General features: G+C 73.6%; 17 protein-coding genes. 10 read left to right on the forward strand and 7 right to left on the reverse strand.

Annotated elements, in window-relative coordinates; translation table 11 throughout:
- Positions 1 to 5 precede the first annotated feature (5 nt).
- Positions 6 to 1,004 (forward strand): glucosyl-3-phosphoglycerate synthase, encoded by a 999-nt coding sequence (locus tag ACZ6Q9_RS03205; RefSeq protein WP_393269983.1) that lies wholly within the window; start codon positions 6 to 8, stop codon positions 1,002 to 1,004.
- 76 nt (positions 1,005 to 1,080) lie between these two features.
- Entirely contained in the window at positions 1,081 to 2,238 is a 1,158-nt protein-coding gene (locus ACZ6Q9_RS03210) for a glycosyltransferase (RefSeq protein WP_396826581.1), read from the forward strand.
- Between the two features lie 205 nt (positions 2,239 to 2,443).
- Here ACZ6Q9_RS03210 and ACZ6Q9_RS03215 read toward each other — a convergent pair whose 3' ends face one another.
- Positions 2,444 to 3,730 (reverse strand): RNA-guided endonuclease InsQ/TnpB family protein, encoded by a 1,287-nt coding sequence (locus ACZ6Q9_RS03215; protein ID WP_466021382.1) that lies wholly within the window; start codon positions 3,728 to 3,730, stop codon positions 2,444 to 2,446.
- A gap of 27 nt (positions 3,731 to 3,757) precedes the next feature.
- Between ACZ6Q9_RS03215 and ACZ6Q9_RS03220 the strand changes: the two genes are divergently transcribed.
- From ACZ6Q9_RS03220 to ctaD, 3 genes are all read left to right on the forward strand, one after another.
- Positions 3,758 to 4,210, forward strand: coding sequence for a DUF4383 domain-containing protein (locus tag ACZ6Q9_RS03220; RefSeq protein ID WP_396827098.1), 453 nt, complete (start codon positions 3,758 to 3,760; stop codon positions 4,208 to 4,210).
- A 115-nt stretch (positions 4,211 to 4,325) separates the two neighbouring features.
- Entirely contained in the window at positions 4,326 to 5,054 is a 729-nt protein-coding gene (locus ACZ6Q9_RS03225) for an ATP-binding protein (RefSeq protein ID WP_396826577.1), read from the forward strand.
- Between the two features lie 106 nt (positions 5,055 to 5,160).
- Positions 5,161 to 7,164, forward strand: coding sequence for an aa3-type cytochrome oxidase subunit I (gene ctaD / locus ACZ6Q9_RS03230; RefSeq protein ID WP_393269910.1), 2,004 nt, complete (start codon positions 5,161 to 5,163; stop codon positions 7,162 to 7,164).
- Between the two features lie 78 nt (positions 7,165 to 7,242).
- On the opposite strand, the gene ACZ6Q9_RS03235 is transcribed toward ctaD, so the two are convergent.
- Positions 7,243 to 8,382: a SigB/SigF/SigG family RNA polymerase sigma factor gene (locus ACZ6Q9_RS03235; protein ID WP_393269908.1), complete on the reverse strand. Its 1,140-nt coding sequence runs from the start codon at positions 8,380 to 8,382 to the stop codon at positions 7,243 to 7,245.
- Between the two features lie 228 nt (positions 8,383 to 8,610).
- Entirely contained in the window at positions 8,611 to 10,032 is a 1,422-nt protein-coding gene (locus tag ACZ6Q9_RS03240) for a hypothetical protein (RefSeq protein ID WP_396826575.1), read from the reverse strand.
- Between the two features lie 179 nt (positions 10,033 to 10,211).
- On the opposite strand from ACZ6Q9_RS03240, the gene ACZ6Q9_RS03245 reads away from it, so the two are divergent.
- The gene (locus tag ACZ6Q9_RS03245) at positions 10,212 to 10,442 is read left to right on the forward strand and encodes a CDGSH iron-sulfur domain-containing protein (RefSeq protein WP_396826573.1); all 231 of its coding nucleotides are present in this window, start codon (positions 10,212 to 10,214) and stop codon (positions 10,440 to 10,442) included.
- Positions 10,443 to 10,571: 129 nt separating this feature from the next.
- Here ACZ6Q9_RS03245 and ACZ6Q9_RS03250 read toward each other — a convergent pair whose 3' ends face one another.
- Genes ACZ6Q9_RS03250 through ACZ6Q9_RS03260 form a run of 3 tightly spaced genes read right to left on the reverse strand, consistent with a single transcriptional unit; the run spans position 10,572 to position 14,601 of the window.
- Entirely contained in the window at positions 10,572 to 11,669 is a 1,098-nt protein-coding gene (locus ACZ6Q9_RS03250) for an iron-containing redox enzyme family protein (RefSeq protein WP_396826571.1), read from the reverse strand.
- A gap of 51 nt (positions 11,670 to 11,720) precedes the next feature.
- Complete coding sequence (locus ACZ6Q9_RS03255; RefSeq protein WP_393269898.1) at positions 11,721 to 13,484, reverse strand: thiamine pyrophosphate-binding protein; 1,764 nt, start codon at positions 13,482 to 13,484, stop codon at positions 11,721 to 11,723.
- Positions 13,477 to 14,601, reverse strand: coding sequence for a baeRF2 domain-containing protein (locus ACZ6Q9_RS03260; RefSeq protein ID WP_393269896.1), 1,125 nt, complete (start codon positions 14,599 to 14,601; stop codon positions 13,477 to 13,479). Before ACZ6Q9_RS03260 ends, ACZ6Q9_RS03255 begins: the two co-directional genes overlap by 8 nt.
- Before the next feature lie 142 nt (positions 14,602 to 14,743).
- On the opposite strand from ACZ6Q9_RS03260, the gene ACZ6Q9_RS03265 reads away from it, so the two are divergent.
- On the forward strand, positions 14,744 to 15,292 hold the full coding sequence (locus tag ACZ6Q9_RS03265; RefSeq protein ID WP_393269978.1) for a hypothetical protein: 549 nt from the start codon (positions 14,744 to 14,746) through the stop codon (positions 15,290 to 15,292).
- A gap of 110 nt (positions 15,293 to 15,402) precedes the next feature.
- Complete coding sequence (locus ACZ6Q9_RS03270) at positions 15,403 to 16,263, forward strand: alpha/beta fold hydrolase (protein ID WP_393448949.1); 861 nt, start codon at positions 15,403 to 15,405, stop codon at positions 16,261 to 16,263.
- A gap of 17 nt (positions 16,264 to 16,280) precedes the next feature.
- Here ACZ6Q9_RS03270 and ACZ6Q9_RS03275 read toward each other — a convergent pair whose 3' ends face one another.
- The gene (locus ACZ6Q9_RS03275) at positions 16,281 to 16,619 is read right to left on the reverse strand and encodes a DUF3817 domain-containing protein (RefSeq protein ID WP_393269890.1); all 339 of its coding nucleotides are present in this window, start codon (positions 16,617 to 16,619) and stop codon (positions 16,281 to 16,283) included.
- 183 nt (positions 16,620 to 16,802) lie between these two features.
- On the opposite strand from ACZ6Q9_RS03275, the gene ACZ6Q9_RS03280 reads away from it, so the two are divergent.
- Together ACZ6Q9_RS03280 and ACZ6Q9_RS03285 are read left to right on the forward strand one after the other, a co-directional pair.
- On the forward strand, positions 16,803 to 18,281 hold the full coding sequence (locus ACZ6Q9_RS03280) for a glutamate-cysteine ligase family protein (protein WP_393269888.1): 1,479 nt from the start codon (positions 16,803 to 16,805) through the stop codon (positions 18,279 to 18,281).
- A 272-nt stretch (positions 18,282 to 18,553) separates the two neighbouring features.
- The gene (locus tag ACZ6Q9_RS03285) at positions 18,554 to 19,552 is read left to right on the forward strand and encodes a hypothetical protein (RefSeq protein WP_393448946.1); all 999 of its coding nucleotides are present in this window, start codon (positions 18,554 to 18,556) and stop codon (positions 19,550 to 19,552) included.
- Positions 19,553 to 19,562 lie beyond the last annotated feature (10 nt).

Here is a 19,562-nt window from a genome sequence, read left to right on the forward strand (position 1 = left end):
AGACGATGGTTTCACCGGTGGTGGAGGCCTGGGCCACCTACCGCACCACGTCCGCGGCCGACTGGCCGGCGCGGCGGCTGCTGCGCGCGAAGGGCGGCAGCAGGGTCAGCGTGGTCCTGCCGGCCCACAACGAGGAGGCGACGGTCGGCGCGATCGTGTCGACCATCCGGGAGCACCTGATGGACCGGGTGGCCCTGGTGGACGAACTGATCGTGGTGGACTCGCGCTCCACCGACCGCACGGCGCAGGTGGCTCGCGCCGCCGGCGCGGAGGTGGTCGGCCAGGACGCGATGACCCGGGGGCTGCCCCGGCTGACCGGCAAGGGCGACGCGCTCTGGGCCGGGCTGGCCGCGGCCGAGGGGGACGTCGTCGCGTTCGTCGACGCCGACCTGCGGGAGTTCCGCCCCCACTTCGTGACGGGGCTGATCGGCCCGCTGCTGACCGACCCGTCGGTCGACTTCGTCAAGGGCTTCTACCACCGCCCGCTGGTCGGGACGACCGGGGTGGAGGCCGACGGCGGGGGCCGGGTGACGGAGCTGATGGCCCGGCCGCTGCTCAACCTGTTCTGGCCGGAGCTGGCGGGCTTCGTCCAGCCGCTCGCCGGTGAGTACGCCGGCCGCCGGGAGGTGCTGGAGCGGGTGCCGTTCGTCTCCGGCTACGGGGTGGAGACGGCGATGCTGATCGACCTGCTCGACCTCGTCGGGCTGGACGCGCTGGCCCAGGTGGACCTGGGCGAGCGCAAGCACCGCCACCAGGACACCGCCGCGCTGGGCCGGATGTCGGCCCAGATCATGCTCACCGCCTGGTCGCGGTTGCAGCGACGCGGCTGGGCTGCCCCGGGCGCGATGCCCGCCGCCCTGCTGACCCAGTTCCGGCGCGGCGGCTCCGACGCGCTGCCCAACCTGGACCGGGAGATCGTCGTCAGCGACGTATCCATCGAGGAACGACCGCCCCTGGCGGAGCTGCGGCACCGGATCCCCCGCCGACGGGTGGCCGCGGCGTGACCGCCCGGCCGCACCAGAACGCAGGTGACCGGTCGCGGACGGCCCAGGGCCCCGCCGAGGGAAGGAACCCCGCACGATGAGCCTCACCGTCCTGATGAACGCCGGTCCGTGGCTGTCCGTGCCGCCGCCCGGCTACGGCGGCATCGAGAACGTGATCGCGACGCTGGTGCCGGAGCTGCGCCGCCTCGGCGTACGGGTGGTGCTCGCGTCGGTCGACAGCAGCACCCTGCCGGTCGACGAGAAGCTGTCCGTCTTTCCCGACGGGCAGTTCCACGCGCTGCAACGGCCGTACAACCAGGTCTGCGGCATCTCCCAGGCGCACCTGAACGGGGTGGTGCGCGCGCTGCACTCCCGCGACGACATCGACCTGGTGCACGACCACGTGGAGGCGGTGGGCCTGGCCACCCTCGCCGCGATGGGCCCGGACGCCCCGCCGGCGCTGCACACGCTGCACTGGGACCTGGCCAAGCACCCGGCGCTCTACGGCAACCTGGACGGCGGCGAACGGGTCCGGGTCAACGGGGTGTCCGCCTCGCAACTGGCCCGCGCGCCCCGGGCGCTGCGGGAGCACTCCGTGGGGCATGTGCACCTGTCGACCCCCCTCGCCGTCGACGCCGACCGGCGGCCGGGCGCGGACAAGGGCGACTACCTGGTCATCCTGGGCCGGATCAACCCCGGCAAGGGCCAGGACCTGGGGGCCCGCCTCGCGCACCGGGTGGGGGTACCGCTGGTGCTCGCCGGGCCCGTCGGGCCGTACCACCGGCCGGAGGACCTGGCCGCCGCCGGGGACGAGACACGACAGAACCCGGACGTCCGGTTCTTCTACGACGAGGTGGCGCCGCACGTCGACGGCGACCTGGTCCGCTGGGTGGGCACCGTGGCCGGGCAGGAGCGCGACGACCTGCTGGCGGGCGCCCGCGCCTCGCTGTTCCCGCTGCGCTGGGAGGAGCCGGGCGGCACGGCGGTGGTCGAGTCGCTGGCCCTGGGCACGCCCGTGGTGGCGACGGCGCGGGGCTGTCTGCCCGAGCTGATCGAGCACGGCCGCACGGGCCTGCTCACCACCGACGAGGACGAGCTGGCCGACCTGCTGCTGGCCGCCAGCCTCCTCGACCCCGACGAGTGCCGACGCGAGGCCGCGGCGCGTTTCACCCCCGCCGTGATGGCGGAGCAGTACGTGGGCCTCTACGAACGGGTCCGCCAGCTGGCCGCCGCACCGCGGCTGCAACCGGTCTGATCCCACGCTCCCGGCCGGGGTCGGTCCGCCTGGCAGGGCGGGACGGCCCCGGCCGTCGCGTGGCCGCCGGAGCGGCACGAGGAAATCCGCCGGCCGCGGGTTTGGCGGGACGGGGAGCGGGAAGGCGCGGACGGCCCAGCATTCCCACGCACAGTGAGGAGACCGCGTTGACATCCTCCCCCGTCTAGTTGACATCCTCCCCCGTCTAGAGGCGGGGGATTCCCACCCTCGCGGGTTGGGGTTCCTGGTTCACCGCAGACCGCACGGAAGGAGTTCCTTCGTGTCTGACGTCCGCTCCGCAGGCGTTTTGCGTCTCGACCAGCCCGGCCGCGACGGCGATGTTCTGGGCGGCGTTGACGTCCCGGTCATGCCGGGTGCCGCAACCCGGACACGTCCAGTGGCGTGTGCCGAGGGAAAGCTGGGCGAGCAGGTGCCCGCACGCCGAACACGTCTTCGACGACGGGTACCAGCGGTCCACCACCGCGAGGATACGGCCGTCGCGGTGCGCCTTGTAGGTCAGCAACGTACGGAACTCGGCCCAGCCGGTACGCGAGATCGCTTTGGCCAGGCAGCGGTTGCGGGCCATGTTCGCCACCGCCAGGTCCTCCACGGCGATGGCCGCGAACCGGCGGACCAGGGTGGTGGACTGCTGGTGGAGGAAGTCCCGGCGGGCGTCACGTACCCGCGAATGCGCCCGGGCGACTTTCCGTTTGGCTTTGGCGCGGTTGGCGGAGCCCTTCTGCCGGCGGGCCATCATCCGCTGGTACCGCTTGAGTCGGCGTTCGCGCCGCTCCATGTGCCTCGGGTGGGGGATGCGCTCGCCGGTCGACAGCACCGCGAAGTCGGTCAGGCCGAGGTCCACGCCCACCACCCCGCCCGCCGGTTCTGGTGCGGCGGGTGTCTCGATGTCGACGGCGAACGTCACGAACCAGCGGCCGTCCGGGTCACGCGACACCGTCACCATCGTCGGATCCAGTGCCGTCACGTCCACGTTCGGCCACGACCACACGAACCGCAGCACACCCGGTGTCTTCCCCAACGACAGGTTCCCGTCACGCAGCCGGAACGCCGACCGGGTGAAACTGGCGGACTGGCGGCCGTGCCGGGACTTGTAGCGCGGGTACCGGGCCCGCTTGGCGAAGAACGCGGTCATGGCGGTGTGCTGGTGCCGCAGGGTCTGCTGCAACGGCACCGACGACACCTCACCCAGAAACGCCAGATCGGGCTGCTTCTTCATCTCCGTCAACGCCCGATCCGTCTCCGCATAGGAGGTGGACTTCCGTTCGGTGTGCCAGCGGGCGTGACGGGCGGCGAGGGTGCGGTTCCAGACGACGCGTACACACCCGAACGTGCGGTTCAGCACCGCCACCTCCTCCGGGGTCGGGTACGCCCGACACCTGTACGCCGTCCGCACAGGACCAGTCCTACCAGAAAGGACGATCATGGTTGACAGCGCATCCGCCATTCCTCCCCGCCCTGAAGGACGGGGCATCCTGGCGGTGACCCGGTGACCGGTCCCATGGCGCACTCCCGCGCCCGGCGCAACCCGGCCGACGGCAAGGCGCCCGTCCGGCGGGCCGCCACCGTCGTGGCGGTGGTCTTCCTCCTGGTCGGCGTGCTCGGCTTCGTGCCGGGGGTCACCAGCGATTTCGGTGACCTGCGGTTCGCCGGGCACGAGTCCGACGCCAAGCTGCTCGGCCTCTTCCAGGTCTCGGTGCTGCACAACATCGTCCACCTGCTCTTCGGGGTGGCGGGGCTGGTGCTGGCCCGGACGGTCTCCGGCGCCCGCACGTTCCTGGTCGGCGGCGGAGCGATCTATCTGGTGCTCTGGCTCTACGGCCTGGTGGTCGACCACGACAGCGGGGCCAACTTCGTCCCGGTCAACAACGCCGACAACTGGCTGCACCTGTTCCTCGGCGTCGGCATGATCGCGCTCGGCGTGCTGACCACGCGCGGGCAGCCCCGCCGGTGACGCAGCGGAGCGGCGGGCGGCCGTGACCACCGTCGCGGTCGCCCCGTTCCGGTTTGACCCCCCTGGTGCCCGGGTAGTTCGCAGGTCCCCGACCACGCGAAGCGAGGGCGCACACATGTCGAGCCGGATCACCTGCGAGCTGCGCGACGCGTCGCCCGTGACCGTCGTACGGCTCCGCGGCGGCCTCGATGTCGGCACCATGCGCGCGGTGCACACCGTGCTGGCGGACTGCCTGGCCGCCCAGCCCGACGCCCTCGTGGTCGACCTGACCGACGTCACCGTCCGCGACCGGCTCGCGCTCTCGGTCTTCGCGGCCGCCGCCCGGCGCGCCGCCGACTGGCCGGCGGTGCCGGTCGTGCTCTGCGCCCCGCCGCCCGAGGCGGCGGGCTGGCTGGCGGAGTCGACCGCCTGCCGGGTGGTGCCGGTGCGCCGCGACTGCGAGGAGGCCACCCGGGTGGCGAACGCGGCGGTGGTGCCCCGGCTGCGGGCCCGGCTCGAACCGGTGGCGGAGGCCTGCCGGCGGGCCCGCGAGCTGGTCGCCGACGCGTGTGCCCGGTGGAACCTGCCGCAGGCGGCCGGCCCGGCCTCGCTGGTGCTCAGCGAGCTGGTCGGCAACGTGGTCCGCCACGCCGGGACCCCGATGCAGGTGACGCTCACCCTGCGTCAGCCGTACCTGCACCTCGCAGTGGTGGACGGCTGCCGGGCCTCGGCCCGGGCCGGCTCCCCCGAGCTGCTGGCGGAGGGCGGCCGTGGCCTGATGCTGGTCCGCGAGCTGGCGCAGCGCTGGGGCAGCGTGCCGGCCGGCGACGGGAAGGCCGTCTGGGCCGTACTGCCCGCCAATTGACCGAAATTACCGCTCTAGCCTGAATAGCCGCTGTCGCCTGGTTACATGGGCAGAGGGGCGGGTAGGCACGCCGTCCTTTCTGTCGTCATGGCGGGGTGAGAGTCACATGCCCAAGCGGGTAACCACGGAACCTCCACGCGACCGGGGCCCGGCGATCCTGGCACCGGCACGCTTCGGCGGCTTCCCCGGGCCGCTGCGCAAGTCGGTCCCCGGCGGAACCCTGATCCGGTTCCTGGCCACCACCGACCACAAGCAGATCGGCCTGCTCTACCTGCTCACCTCGTTCGGCTTCTTCCTGGTCGCCGGGGTCGAGGCGATGCTGATGCGGGCCGAGCTGGCCCGACCGGGTCTGCAGTTCCTCGCCCCCGAGCAGTACAACCAGCTGTTCACCTCACACGGCGCGGTGATGCTGCTGCTCTTCGCCACCCCGGCGGCGTTCGGGTTCGCCAACTACATCGTGCCGATCCAGATCGGCGCGCCGGACGTGTCGTTCCCCCGGCTCAACGCCCTCGCGTACTGGCTCTACCTGTTCGGCGGCCTGATGGTGATCGGCGGCTTCGCCCTCCCCGGCGGCTCCGCCGACTTCGGCTGGACCGCGTACACGCCGCTGAGCAGCCAGGAGCACTCCCCGGGCGTCGGCGCGAACATGTGGGTGGTGGGCCTGGTCGTCTCCGGGCTGGGCACCATCCTCGGCGCGGTCAACCTGATCACCACGATCCTGACCCTGCGCGCGCCCGGCATGACCATGTTCCGGATGCCGATCTTCACCTGGAACATGCTGTTCACCAGCGTGCTGGTGCTCCTGGTCTTCCCGCTGCTCGCCGCGGCGCTGCTGGCGCTGGCGGCGGACCGACTGCTCAACGCGCAGGTCTTCACCCCGGAGAACAACGGGTCGATGCTCTTCCAGCACCTGTTCTGGTTCTTCGGCCATCCCGAGGTCTACATCATCGCGCTGCCGTTCTTCGGCATCATCACCGAGATCATCCCGGTCTTCGCCCGCAAGCCGATCTTCGGGTACACCGGTCTGGTGCTGGCCACCATGGCGATCACCGTGCTGTCGATGACCGTGTGGGCGCACCACATGTTCGCCACGGGCCAGGTGCTGCTGCCGTTCTTCAGCATCCTGAGCTACCTGATCGCCGTGCCCACCGGGGTGAAGTTCTTCAACTGGATCGGCACGATGTGGAAGGGACAGCTCACCTTCGAGACGCCGATGCTGTTCGCGATCGGCTTCCTGGTCACCTTCCTCTTCGGCGGCCTCACCGGGGTGCTGCTGGCCAGCCCGCCGGCGGACTGGCACACCCACGACACGTACTTCGCCGTCGGGCACTTCCACTACGTGCTCTTCGGCACCGTGGTCTTCGCCCTCTTCGGCGGCTTCTACTTCTGGTGGCCGAAGATGACCGGGCGGCTGCTCGACGAGCGGCTCGGCAAGGCGCACTTCTGGACCATGTTCCTCGGCTTCCACGGCACCTTCCTCGTCCAGCACTGGCTGGGCAACGAGGGCTTCCCCCGCCGGTACGTCGACTACCTGCCGACCGACGGCTTCACCGCGCTGAACACCTTCTCCAGCATCTCCGCGTTCGTGCTCGGCGCGTCCACCCTCTTCTTCATCTGGAACGCGTGGAAAACCTGGCGGTACGGCGCCATGGTGGCGGTCGACGACCCGTGGGGCTACGGCAACTCCCTGGAGTGGGCCACCACCTGCCCGCCGCCGCTGCGCAACTTCGACCGGATGCCGCGGATCCGCTCCGAGCGCCCCGCGTTCGACGCCAAGTACGGCCCGCTGGTCGCCGACCTCGGCCGGGACCTGCCCCAGCGCACCACCAAGCCGCCGCAGCAGTTCCGCGAAGAGCTGCACCGCGAGAAGCACCTGCCCGAGGCGCCGGCCGCCGAGGGGGCGCACGGCGCACGGGAAGCGGCCGGCTACCACCCCGCGCCACAGTCCGGGGCCCGGCCGGTGGACGTGCCGGCGCCCGAGGAGGTGCGCCGGCCCAGCTTCGAGTACACCGAGCCGGAGGAGGAGACCCGGCCCGGCGCCCAGCCGGAACCGCCGGAGAAGGACCGCTGGCGGCACCCCCGCGAGCCCGACGACACCCCGGAGCGCTGAGCGGGTACGCGAAAGGGGTCGGCGCACCGTGCGCCGACCCCTTTTCGTCGTCTGGCCGCAGGCAGACGCCAGCGCGCGTCAGTTGTCGCGCGTCGGAGACAGTCCCGCCGCGCTGAGCGAGCGGCGCACAGCCGGCTGGACCCGGGTCAGCCGCAGCGGCACCCCGGTGCGGGCGGCGGCCTCGCGGCCGGCCATCAGCGCGGCGATGCCGCCGGCGTCGAAGCCGCCCGCGCCGACCAGATCCACCACCACCTCGGCGGGCTGGCCGGTCACCGCCTCCAGCATGGCCCTGCGGAGCTGGTCCGCGCCGTCCCGGTCGACCTCCCCACCGACCTCCACGACCACCCGGTCGCCGTTCTGCTTCACGGAGATGCGGGTCTTCGTGCTGTCCGACTCGGCCGCGCCGTTCTGCCACGGCGGCGGGGCGTCGGCGAGCATCGCCTGGCGCAGCCAGGTCAGCGCCCGCGACAGCAGCCGCGAGACGTGCATCTGGGAGATGCCGAACCGGGCGGCGATCTCCGCCTGGGTCTGGTTGCCGTAGAAGCGCATGGCCAGGATGCGCCGCTCCCGCCAGGGCAGCCGGTGCAGCAGCCCGCTGACGGTCACCCGGTCGTCGACGGACTCCAGCGCGTTGTCGGACTCGCCGACCAGGTCGCCGAACTCGGCCGAGCTCTCCCCGCCGACGGGGGCGTTGAGCGAGGCCGGGCTGTAGCCGGCCGCCGACTCCAGCGCGGCCAGGATCTCCTCCTCCGGCGTCTCCAGCCGCGCCGCCAGCTCGGCGACCGACGGGGCCCGGGACAGCTCGCTGGTCAGCGCGGCGGTCGCCTGCCCCACCTCCAGGATCAGGTCGCGCAGCCGGCGGGGCACGTGCACGCCCCAGGTGCGGTCGCGGAAGTGGCGCTTGATCTCGCCGACGATGGTGATCGCGGCGTACGCGGTGAAGGATCCCCGCTCGGGGTCGTACCGGTCGACGGCGTTGACCAGGCCGAGGCGGGCGACCTGCTCCAGGTCCTCCAGCGGCTCCCCCCGCCCCCGGTACCGGCGGGCGAGTCGGCCGGCGAACGGCAGGGCGAACCGGACCAGGTCGTCACGCGCCTCCTGGCGCCGTTCGGGCGGAAGACCCTCGATCCGGGCCGCGTACGCCAGCGCGGCCGCGTCCAGGTCCTCCAGGCCCCGATCGGTCGGAGGTGGTGTGGTTGTGGTGCTCTGTCCGAACATCCGCGCCTCCCTCAGGAAGGTCCCCCGCCCGGATTCAGGAAACCGGTCGTGCGCGCGCGTGGTCGCACCACGCACCGGGCCGGAAGTGGGTCACATGACTGGGATGCCAGCGGGCGACGACGCCGCGCCGGACGGCGTGATCAGGCCGTCGCAGCCAGCGGTGTTCCCGCTCCGTAGGTACTCAATCACGGGACCCCGGTTTCGCGAGGATGTTTCGACAGGGCTGGTTCAACAGATCAGCAACCCCTGGTGGGCGCCGCTGTCCCGCAGTGCCGCGAGTGCCTCGGCGACGGTCATCGGCGGCGGCGTCGGCAGGTCGTACGGCTGGGCCCGCAGCACCTCGGTGGCCCGGCGGGTGGGCACGGAGGTGACCGGGTAGCCGCGCGCCGAGGTGCGGTCCAGCGCCCGCCGGCGGCGGCCGAAGCCGGCGACGGCCAGCCACTGCGGCAACCCGGCCAGCGCCGGCGACCGCAGGCCGGGCGGCTCGGGCAGGACGTCCACCGAGCTGAACGGCTCGCTGCCGGCGAGCCACCACTCCACCCCCTCCACGCTGCGCCGGGTGGCGTTCTCGCACCAGTACGGCACCATCCCGGCCCGCACCACCTGCCACGGGTCGAGCAGCCGGCCGCACTCCACCACCAGCCGGTTGCCGGTCTTGCCGGCCGCGCGCAGCCAGCGCCGGTACAGGTCGGCGGTCGCGGCGCTCAGCGCGCCCGGCCGCGGGACGAGCACGCGGTGCAGCGGATGCCGGTGCCGGGCGGTCCACTCCCGGGCACTGTCCTCGAAACCGGACTCCACGCCGTGTTCGGCCGGGGCGGGTGGCGCGCAGACCTCCGGCGGCTGCCAGTGCGCGCCGTCCCCGCCGGCGGAGCGGAGCACCTGGCGCAGGGCGTGGCTGTCCGGGTGGAAGTCCACCGGGTCCAGGCCGCTGCCCGGGCAGCCGACCTGGAAGCTGTGGCCGGGCGCGGAGTCGAACACCGGCCAGGTGCGGACGTCGCGCAGCAGCAGCACCGGTGCGCCCGGCTCCAGCAGGTCGGCCAGGAACCGCGCGTACGCGGCCGGCAGGGACCGCCACCGGGCCCCGAGCGACACCGTGGCGCCGGCCAGCGCGCCCCGGCTGGCGGGGCAGTGCACCTGGCGTACGTGCAGGTCGGGGTTGTCGGCGAGCAGGCGGGCCGTCAGCGCCGCTCCGTGGTCGAGGGCGGCCTGCGGCCTGTCCACGGCGCCCTGGGCCCAGTGCACGCTCATCTCGAACCCGGCGGGCAGCCAGGGCACGCCGAGCGCCATCGCCAGGTGCGCGGCGGCCCCGTGCGGGGAGCCGAGCAGGGCGCCCGGGTAGCGGCGGCGGGGGTACTGGTCGGCGAACCAGCGGGCGATCCGCTCGGCGTCGACCTCGGCCGTCTGGCCGGGGGTGAGCGCCACCCGGCCGGCGGCCCGGACCACCGCCGCCCGCCGGACCGGCTCGGGCGCGCCGGTGAACCGCGACAGCGGGCCGGGGTGTCCGGGGTGTCCCAGGTCGGCGCAGTCGGTGCCGCGCAGCGCCCGCGCGGTGGCGGCCACCAGGACCCGGGCCGCGCTGCCGGCGGCCACCACCCGGTCGCCCGCCAGTCCGGCACCGTCGGCCGTGAGCCCCTTGCGCACCTTGTGCACCGGCCCCACCTTGCCTCGTTCGCTCACCACGCGGCCCGGCTTCCCGTCCCGATGGGGTTCAAACGGGGCATCCCCCACCGGGCGGGAGTAATCAGAAGATCCGGGCGGTTGCCGCCGAGCCCAGCACCCGAGCCGTGACCAGGGGTTTCGGCGCCGGGACGGCGGGCACATGAGCGCCCATGCGCGCAGACGACGACACGCCCGCCGCGGCGGCCACCATCACCCCGTACCAGGACGGCCCGCTGCTGGTCCGGGGCGACTTCGTCCTGCTCACCCCGGACGGCGAGACCATCGACGCGCGGCGGGGCACGGTGGCGCTGTGCCGGTGCGGCAAGTCCGCGCTCAAGCCCTTCTGCGACGGCACGCACAAGGCGATCGGCTTCCGCGCCGGCACCGACCGCCAAACCTGACCCCGCCCCCACCCCGCGATCTTGCATTTGGTGCCCCGACGAATCGGGGATGAACAACCCGTGACGGGGGCCGAAGTGCAAGATCGACGAGCGGTGGATCGGGGAGACGCGGAGGGCGGGCCGCGCGGGTCAGGCCACGGCGGTGACCGGCGCGGCCATCCCGCCGGCCCGCGGGGACTCCCGAAGCGTGACCCGGGGCGGGCCGGGGGTCGGGCGCAGCGAGGTGCGGCCGGCGGCCCAGGCGTCGAGCAGGTGCGCGGCGAAGAGTCGGTCCACCGCCAGCGCGGCGGCGGCGCCGAGGAGCACGTCGGGGGCGAGGCCCGGCTCCACCCGGACCAGGCCGCCGCACAGGTCGTGCGCGGCGATCTGCTCGTGCACCGCGTCGGCTTCCACGTGCTCGTCGTAGAAGCGGGTGGCCGCCTCGTCCAGGCCGAGCCGGCGCAGCCCGTTGCCGTACCGGCGGTTCGGCAGCGACGAGGTCATCTCGTACGCGGCGAGGTGCCCCAGCAGCGCCCCGCGCAGCCGTCGGTGCAACCCGAACAGCGACATCAGGTTGTTGGTGGCCAGGGTGACCGCCGGCACCGCGTCCAGGTGGGCGGCGTATCCGGTGTCCAGCCCCAGGCGGTCCAGGGTCACCCGGAACAGCTCGGCGTGCATCCGGTCCAGCCGCCCGTTGCCGTACTCGTCCGTCTGGATCTCCACCAGGGCGGCCTTCGCCGGTCCGCCGAGGCGCGGCAGGGCCCAGCTGTGCGGGTCCGCCTCCCGCAGGTGGTAGATCGAGCGGTGGGTGACGAACTCCCGGAACTGCGCCAGCGACGCCCGGCGCTGGAGGTGCCCGGCGAGCGACGGCCCGGCGTCCGCGGCGACCATGTCGGCGAGGGCCGCCGGCACGCCGCCGGGCAGCACCGCCGGCAGCGGCCCCACGAGCGCCCGCACCGCCGCCTCGAAGACCCGTTCGGCGTACGCGCGCAGTGCGAGCAGGGACGGCTGCCACTCCCAGTCGTCGTCGACGCCCCGCCAGCCCCGGTAGTGCAGCTCGTAGCAGCAGAAGAGGGTGAGCTGGAGGTCCTCGTCGGTGAGCGGGTCGACCGGGTCGAGCCGAGCACCGAGCCCGGCCGGCAGGTCGTGCGGCTCCTGCCGCAGCGCGTCCAGCACCGCCGCCGAGACCGGTCCGCGGGGCTCCGGCAGACGCGCGGGCCCGTACCGGCGATCGGTGGGCTCGGACAAGGCGACCTCCCGCGTCTGACTGCCGGTCCTCAGTGCCCGCCCGCCGGGCGGCTAAACGAGGTCTTCGGCCTCCACGGCCACCCCGGTGGTCAGCATCCGGTCGCGGACCCGCCGGGCGGCGTCGCCATCGGCGAAGACGCCGCGCAGGTCCGCGAACGCGGGCTCGGGGGGCGCCAAACGTACCGCCGGGTCGACCACCGCCTCCACCACGCACGGGCGGTCGGCGGCGAGCGCCTCGTCCCAGGCCGCCCCCACCAGCTCCGGCCGGTCGACCCGCACCCCGTGCAGCCCGAGCAGGCGGGCCCAGCCGGCGTACGGGACGTCGGGGCGGCGGCGCGTCGGGTCGGTGGACGGCGGGCGGCCGCCGCCCATGCCGGACTGGTCCCGGTTGTTGAGCACCAGCACGACCAGCCGGGGATCGCGCCACTCCCGCCAGTGGTGCGCCACGGTGATCAGCTCCGCCAGCCCGTTGAGCTGCATGGCGCCGTCGCCGAGCAGGGCGATCACCGGCTCGTCCGGAGCGGCGAGCTTGGCCGCCACCGCGTACGGCAGGGCGCAGCCCATCGAGCCGAGGGTGCCGCAGAGCTGGGCGTTCACCCCGGGGGGCAGTTCCAGGTGCCGGGCGTACCAGTAGATGACCGAGCCGACGTCCACCGCGACCGCCCCGCGCCGGGGCAACCGGCTGGCGAGTTCCTGCACCACGAGCTGCGGGTTCACCGGCTCGGCGGGGGCGGCGGCCCGGTCGGCGCGCTCGGCCCGCCAGCGGTCGACCGAGCCCTCCACGGTCTCCCGCCAGCGGGCGTTGGGCCGCTCCGGCACCCTGGCCAGCAGCGCCCGCAGCGTCTCCGCGGCGTCCCCCACCAGCGGCACGTCCACCGGGTAGCGGGTGCCGATCCGGCGCCCGTCGATGTCGATCTGCACGGTGCGGGCCTGCCCCGGCATCGGGAAGTAGTCAGTCCACGGGTCGTTCGTGCCGACCAGCAGCAGGGTGTCGCAGCCGCCCATCAGCTCGGCGGCGGCCGGGGTGCCGACCTCGCCGAGCACGCCCGCGTGGAAGGACAGCCGCTCGTCGAGCACCGGCTTGCCGAGCAGCGAGGCCGCCACCCCGGCGCCGAGCCGGTCGGCGAGGGCGACGATGTCCTCCGCCGCGCCCCGGGCACCCTGCCCGACCAGGATGGCGGTGCGCTTGCCGTTGGCGAGCAGTTGGGCGGCCGCCTCCAGGTCGACGTCGTGCGGCAGCACCCGGGCCAGTGGTTCCCCGGGCATCGCCGCGAACACGCCTGCCGCCTGGGGTTGCAGGTCGGGCACGGCGGTCTCCTGCAACTGGCGCGGCAGCACCACGCAGACCGGGCTGCGGGTGGCCGCGGCGGTGCGGAACGCCTGGTCGAGCAGGGCCGGCACCCCGGCGGGGGTGCGGCCGTACCGGACGAACTGGTTGCACACGTCGCCGAACAGCCGGCTCAACCCGATCTCCTGGTGGGCGCCGCCGAGCGGGCCGGAGACGTCCTCGCCGACGATGGCCACCACCGGCTTGCTGTCCAGCTTGGCGTCGTAGAGCCCGTTGAGCAGCTGAACGGCGCTCGGCCCCTGGGTGGCCAGGCAAACCCCGATCCCGCCGGTGAACTTGGCGTGCCCGGTGGCCATGTAGGAGGCGGTCTCCTCGTGCCGGGCGGGGACGAACGCCGGGTCCCCGCCCGAGGCGTCGAGCGCCTCGACCACGGGGGCGATGGCCTCCCCGGGATAGCCGAAGACCCGCGGCACCCGCCAGGCACGGAGCCGCTCGACCACCAGGTCGGCCACCGTCCGCTCAGGCACTGCCACGCCCCGGTGTGGCGGCGTCGACGTACCGCAGCACCGCCCCGACGCCGTCGGCCAGCTCCGGCGCCTCGTCGGGGCCGAGCACGGTCAGCTCGGCCTCGGTGCCGACCAGGGCGCGCACGAGCGCGGCGTCGGCACGGACCTTCTCCGGGTCGCGCACCGACATGTCGGCGAGCTGCCGCGGGTCGGTGGCGATCGCCGTCGGGTCGGGCCCGATCCACAACTCCCCGGTCGCCGACGGGTCGTCAACGATGAGCATGGTGTCGACCTGGTTGCGTTGCAGCGCGGAGACCACCGCTTCCAGCCCGGCGCCGACGTCCTCCTGCATGCCGAACCGGTCCAGCGCGGCGGTGATCCGCTGGTCGGCCACCTCGGCGATGGTCTGCACGGTGAGGTCGTCCAGGAGCGTCTGGTCGGCGCCGCCGGCCCGGGAGCCGGCGTCGGTGCGGACCACGACGTCCTGCCAGCGTTGCGGCATCTGGGCGGCGATCACGCCGGTGGCCCGCACGTCGCCGGCGACCACCACCACGTCCGCGCCGACCTTCTCGGCCAGCTCCACCGTCGCCGCGGTGACGTCGCCGGCGTTGTGGTGCCAGGCCTCCATGGCGGCGCGCTGGTACCGCGACTGGGACCAGCCGCCGGGCTTCACCCGGCGCAACTGGAAGTCCTCCCGGCCGGTCACGTGGGCGCGGCGCGGCACGCCGCCGGCGCTGATCGCCATGGCGTCGGCCCCGGTCCGGTCGGCCAGCACCCGCACCCACGCCACCTGCTCGCCGCGCTGCGCCAGCAGCGGCATCACGTGCGGCAGGGGGGTGAAAGCGGCGAGGTCCCGCAGCGGCGGGGCGGAGAGGTACTCCGACAGCACCACCCGGCCCCGGGTGCCGAAGATCGCCAGGCCGTAGTCCCCCGGCATCGGGTCGTGCCCGCGGACGACCCGTTCGACCGCGTCGATCGTGTCCACGTCGGCGCGCTGTTCCTGGAGTTGGTTGCGCAGGCCCCGCCACCGCAGATCGAGCGCCGGGTGGGCGTCATGGGTGTTGGCGGAGGCGTCCAGGTACACCGAGACCCACGGCCCCGGCCGGTCGTAGAGCGGGCGCAGGAAGGACAGCTGCATGCTCGACCCCTTTCCAGCTCGGCCCCCCGCTTACCCGCGCCGGTCCGGTTGTCACCTGGCCGCCGTGAGCGCGTGACCAGGATTCATTCACGTCGTTCAGGCCGGATGGCCGATACCATCGGTGAACGCAACCGGACTCTGGGTGGTGACCATGGACAGCGACCTCCATATCCGGCGGATCGTCCACCCCACCGGCCGGATCGTCACCGGCCGGGTCGTCCGCCTGCTCGACGGCTACCCGCGCGAGGTGCGGATCGGCCAGCCGGTGCTGGTCGCGGTGCTCGCGGCGGCCGGGGTGGCCGGGCTGCTGGCGGCGGTGGTCCGGTCCCTGTTCTCCGCCGGCTCCGGCGCGGCCCGCCGGCGGTTCAAGGACCTGAAGAAGGGCCCGGAATACCTGGTCACCCCGGTGCGGCTGCGCGACTCCGCCGGGCAGCTCTGCGAGGTCGAGCTGCACGGGCACCTGCCGCAGAGCGCCCTGCACCCCGCCGACCACGTGCAGCTCACGCTACGCCGGCAGGGCGACCCCGACCTGCCGCCGAAGATCGAGCGGATCGTCAACCTGACGACCGGGCAGCTGCTCACCCCGCGCACCGCCACGCTGTGGTCGCACCTCGGGCCGCCGCTGCTGCTCCAGGCGGCACTGGGCGGGCTGCTGGTCGCCGCCCTGCTGGCCTGGGCCGCGCTCACCTGAGTCACGCGCCCGGCGCCGACCCGACGTCTCGCCCCCCGGCGCCGGCCTGGCTCGCGCGCCGGCGCCGATCTGACGTTTCGCGCCCCGCGCGCCCGGGCACCGCAGGCGCCATGTTCGCCGGATTCACGCTCGACGAGATCGACCTCGGGCCGGTACGCCTGCGCGTACGCCACGGCGGGTCCGGGTCGCCGGTGGTGCTGCTGCACGGCCATCCCCGCACCCACGCCACCTGGCACCGGGTGGCGCCGCTGCTCGCCGAGCGGCACACGGTCATCTGCCCGGACCTGCGCGGCTACGGCGGCTCGTCGACGCCGCCGAGCACCCCCGACCACGCGCCGTACTCGAAGCGGGCGATGGCGGGCGACGTCGTGGCGCTGCTCGACGCCCTCGGCCACGACCGCGCGGCCGTGGTGGGGCACGACCGGGGCTGCTACGTGGCGATGCGCACCGCGCTGGACCACCCCGACCGGGTCAGCCGCCTCGGGGTGCTCGACGGGGTGCCGATCGGGGAGGCCCTGGCCCGCGCCGACGCCCGGTTCGCCGCCCGATGGTGGCACTGGTTCTTCCTCGGCCAGCTCGACAAGCCGGCCGAGCAGGTGATCAACGCCGACCCGGACGCCTGGTACGGCGGCTCCCCCGCCGAGATGGGCGAGGAGGCGTACGCCGACTACCGCCGGGCCATCCACGACCCGGCGACCGTGCACGCCATGTGCGAGGACTACCGGGCGGGCCTCGGCCCGGACCGGGCGGCCGACGACGCCGACCGGGCCGCCGGCCGGCGGATCAGCGGCCCGGTGCTCTTCCTGTGGTCCACCCGGGACGACATGGTGGACCTCTACGGCGACCCCGCCGCGATCTGGCGGGAGTGGGCCGACGACGTGCGGGCCGCACCGGTCGAGTCGGGCCACCACATGGCCGAGGAGGCGCCGGAACAGCTCGCCGCCGAACTGTCCGCCTTCCTCGCCGGGTAGCCGCCCGCTCGGGCGGGTCAGCCGACCGGGGCGGCCTCGCGGGCGGGCTCGCGGGCGGCGTCGAGCATGCCGCGCCGCCGCGCCCAACGCTCGAAGGCGAGCGTGGCGAAGGGCGGCACGGCACAGGCCAGGGCCACCCCGGTGGCCAGCAGACTCCACCGGCGCAGGCGGGCCACCGCGAGCACCAGCACGCCGTACGCGATGAACAGGCCGCCGTGGATCGGCCCGAAGACCTGCACGCCCAGCTCGTTGGCGGGCGGGCCGTACTTCACCGCCATGCCGGCCAGCAGGGCGGCCCAGGAGATCGCCTCGGCGATCGCCGCCACCACGAACAACCGGGTCACCTTCTCGCGCATCAGCATCTCCACCTCTCGCCGCCGGCCATGCTATCGGTGGCCCCGGTCGCGCCCGGGCGCGACCGGGGCACGGGCGACGGGGATCACCGGGAGCCCCTCTGGGTAGAGAAGAGGTCTCAGGTCTTCCCCGGCCCCGACGCGGCGTGCGAGGTTTAGGGGACCAGCGGTGACAGGGTGGTGACCATGGGCGAGGAAGTCGGCGTGCGGACCTTCAGTCGCGAGGATCGGGCCCGCTACCGGGAGAAGGTGCGCCGTTGCCTCGACGTGTTCGCCGAGATGCTGCGCGAGTCGCGGTTCGACGTCGACCGGCCGATGACCGGGTTGGAGATCGAACTCAACCTGGTCGACGGGGACTCGATGCCCGCCATGCGCAACGCCGACGTGCTGGCCGCCGTCGCCGACCCGAGCTTCCAGACCGAGCTGGGCCAGTTCAACGTGGAGATCAACGTGGCACCCCGCCGGCTGACCGGCACCGGCACCGCCGAGTTCGAGGAGCACGTGCGGGCCAGCCTGAACGCCGCCGAGCAGAAGGCCCGCGCGATCGGCGCCCACATGGTCATGATCGGTATCCTGCCGACGCTGCGCCCGGAGCACCTGACCGCGGCGGCACTGTCGGCCAACCCCCGCTACGAGCTGCTCAACGAGCAGATCTTCGCGGCCCGGGGCGAGGACCTACGGATCGCGATCAACGGAGTGGAGCGGCTCGCCGTCACCGCCGACACGATCACCCCGGAGGCCGCCTGCACCAGCACCCAGTTCCACCTGCAGGTCAGCCCCGCCCAGTTCGCCGACTACTGGAACGCCGCCCAGGCGATCGCCGGCATCCAGGTGGCGCTCGGCGCCAACGCGCCGCTGTTCTTCGGCCGCGAGCTGTGGCGGGAGACCCGCATCCCGCTGTTCCAGCAGGCCACGGACACCCGCGCCGAGGAGATCAAGGCGCAGGGCGTACGCCCCCGGGTCTGGTTCGGGGAACGCTGGATCACCACCGTGTTCGACCTGTTCGAGGAGAACGTCCGCTACTTCCCGGCGCTGCTGCCGGTCTGCGACCCGGAGGACCCGGCCGAGGCCCTCGCCGCCGGCGGCGTGCCCAAGCTCGCCGAGCTGCGCCTGCACAACGGCACCGTCTACCGGTGGAACCGGCCCGTCTACGACGTGCTCAAGGGTCGCCCGCACCTGCGGGTGGAGAACCGGGTGCTGCCGGCCGGGCCGACCGTCCTCGACACCATCGCCAACGGCGCCTTCTACTTCGGCCTGGTCCGGGCGCTCGCCGAGGCCGACCGGCCGCTGTGGTCGCAGATGTCCTTCAGCGCCGCCGAGGAGAACTTCACCAGCTGCGCCCGTCACGGCATCGACGCCCAGGTCTTCTGGCCCGGCCTGGGCTACCTCCCCGTCACCGAGCTGGTGCTGCGGCGACTGCTGCCGCTGGCCCACCACGGGCTGGACCGGTGGGGCCTGGACCCGGGCGAGCGCGACCGGCTGCTCGGCATCATCGAGCAGCGCTGCCTGACGGGGCGCAACGGCGCGAGCTGGCAGGTGGAGACCCTGCACCGGCTGGAGTCCACCGACCACCTCGACCGGCCGGAGGCGCTGCGCGAGGTGGTGCGGCACTACGTGACGCTGATGCACAGCAACCGGCCGGTCCACGAGTGGCCGCTGCCCTGACCAGGGCGGGCCGGGCGACCGGCGGGATCGGCGCGGGCACTCTGGGGCCCAGGTCGATCACCCAGCGCAATTGCGCAGGGCGGAAGAACCCCCGGGACCGGAAGCGCCCCATGATGAGACGCGGACATCGATCCCGCACGATTCGTTGCTGGTAGGAGGGGGTCGGGCGGGTGCGTCCAGGCCGACCGGTGGCTCCCGTACGCCGGTCGCGGGCGGCGTCGCCAACATCGGCGGTCGCGCCCGGGTTCCACCCCCCACCCTGAGGAGCGCACGTGACGCAGACCCAGCGGTCCCCCCAGCAACCCGACGTACCCGTCCGGATCCGACCCGACACCGCGCAGACCGGCACGTCCGCGTTCGTCACCGGGCACTTCCCCCGGCGGCGCGGGCTGATCATCCTGCTCAGCGTCCTCGGCGGCTTCCTGCTGACCGTGATCTGGTCGGCGGAGTTCGTCGACCGGACCATCGGCGACAACGTCGCCAACACCCTGCTCGGCCACGACGCCAAGGAGACCCCCATCCAGGGCGTCGCGGCCGGCGTGCTGTTCGCCTTCGTCTCCGGGATCGCCGGCACGTTCACCGCCTGCAACATCGCCGCGTTCGGCGCCCTCGCCCCGCTGACCGGCACCACCGGCAGCAGGCTCAGCAGGTTCGTGCAGCCGCTGAAGCCACTGGGCTGGATGTCGGTCGGCATGATCGCGGTGTCGGCCACGTACGGCGCGATCGTGGGCTTCGTCGGAACGTCGATGCCGCAGTTCTCCACCGCCAGCAACAGCCCCGGCAGCCTGTCGCCGCGGAGCATCCAGTCGATGGTGGTCTTCGGCCTGATCGGGCTCATCATGATCTACCTCGGCCTGGCCGCGCTCGGCGTGGTGCCGGATCCGTTCGCCCGGATCGCCCAGCGGCATCCCAACGTGCCGATGGTCTTCATGGGGGCGCTGATCGCCGGCTTCCTCATCGGCCGGCCGTTCGCGCTGTTCCGGCAGATGTTCCGCGACGCCGCCGAGAGCGGCAACCCGCTCTACGGGGCCGCGGCGTTCACCCTCCAGTCGATCGGCAACATCGTCATCATGGCGGTGCTGTTCCTGCTGCTGGCCTGGCTCGCCGGTTCCCGCCTGCAACGGTGGTTCAGCGCCCGGCCGACCCGACTGGCGACCCTGACCGCGGTCGCGTTCATCGTGGCCGGCGCCTTCACGTTCCTCTACTGGGACGTGCGGATCCTCGCCCGCCGCGAGATCATCCCCTGGTATCCGACGGCTCCCTGGTCCTGACCGACCCGGG

The sequence above is a fragment of the Micromonospora sp. NPDC049139 genome (genome assembly GCF_055586845.1).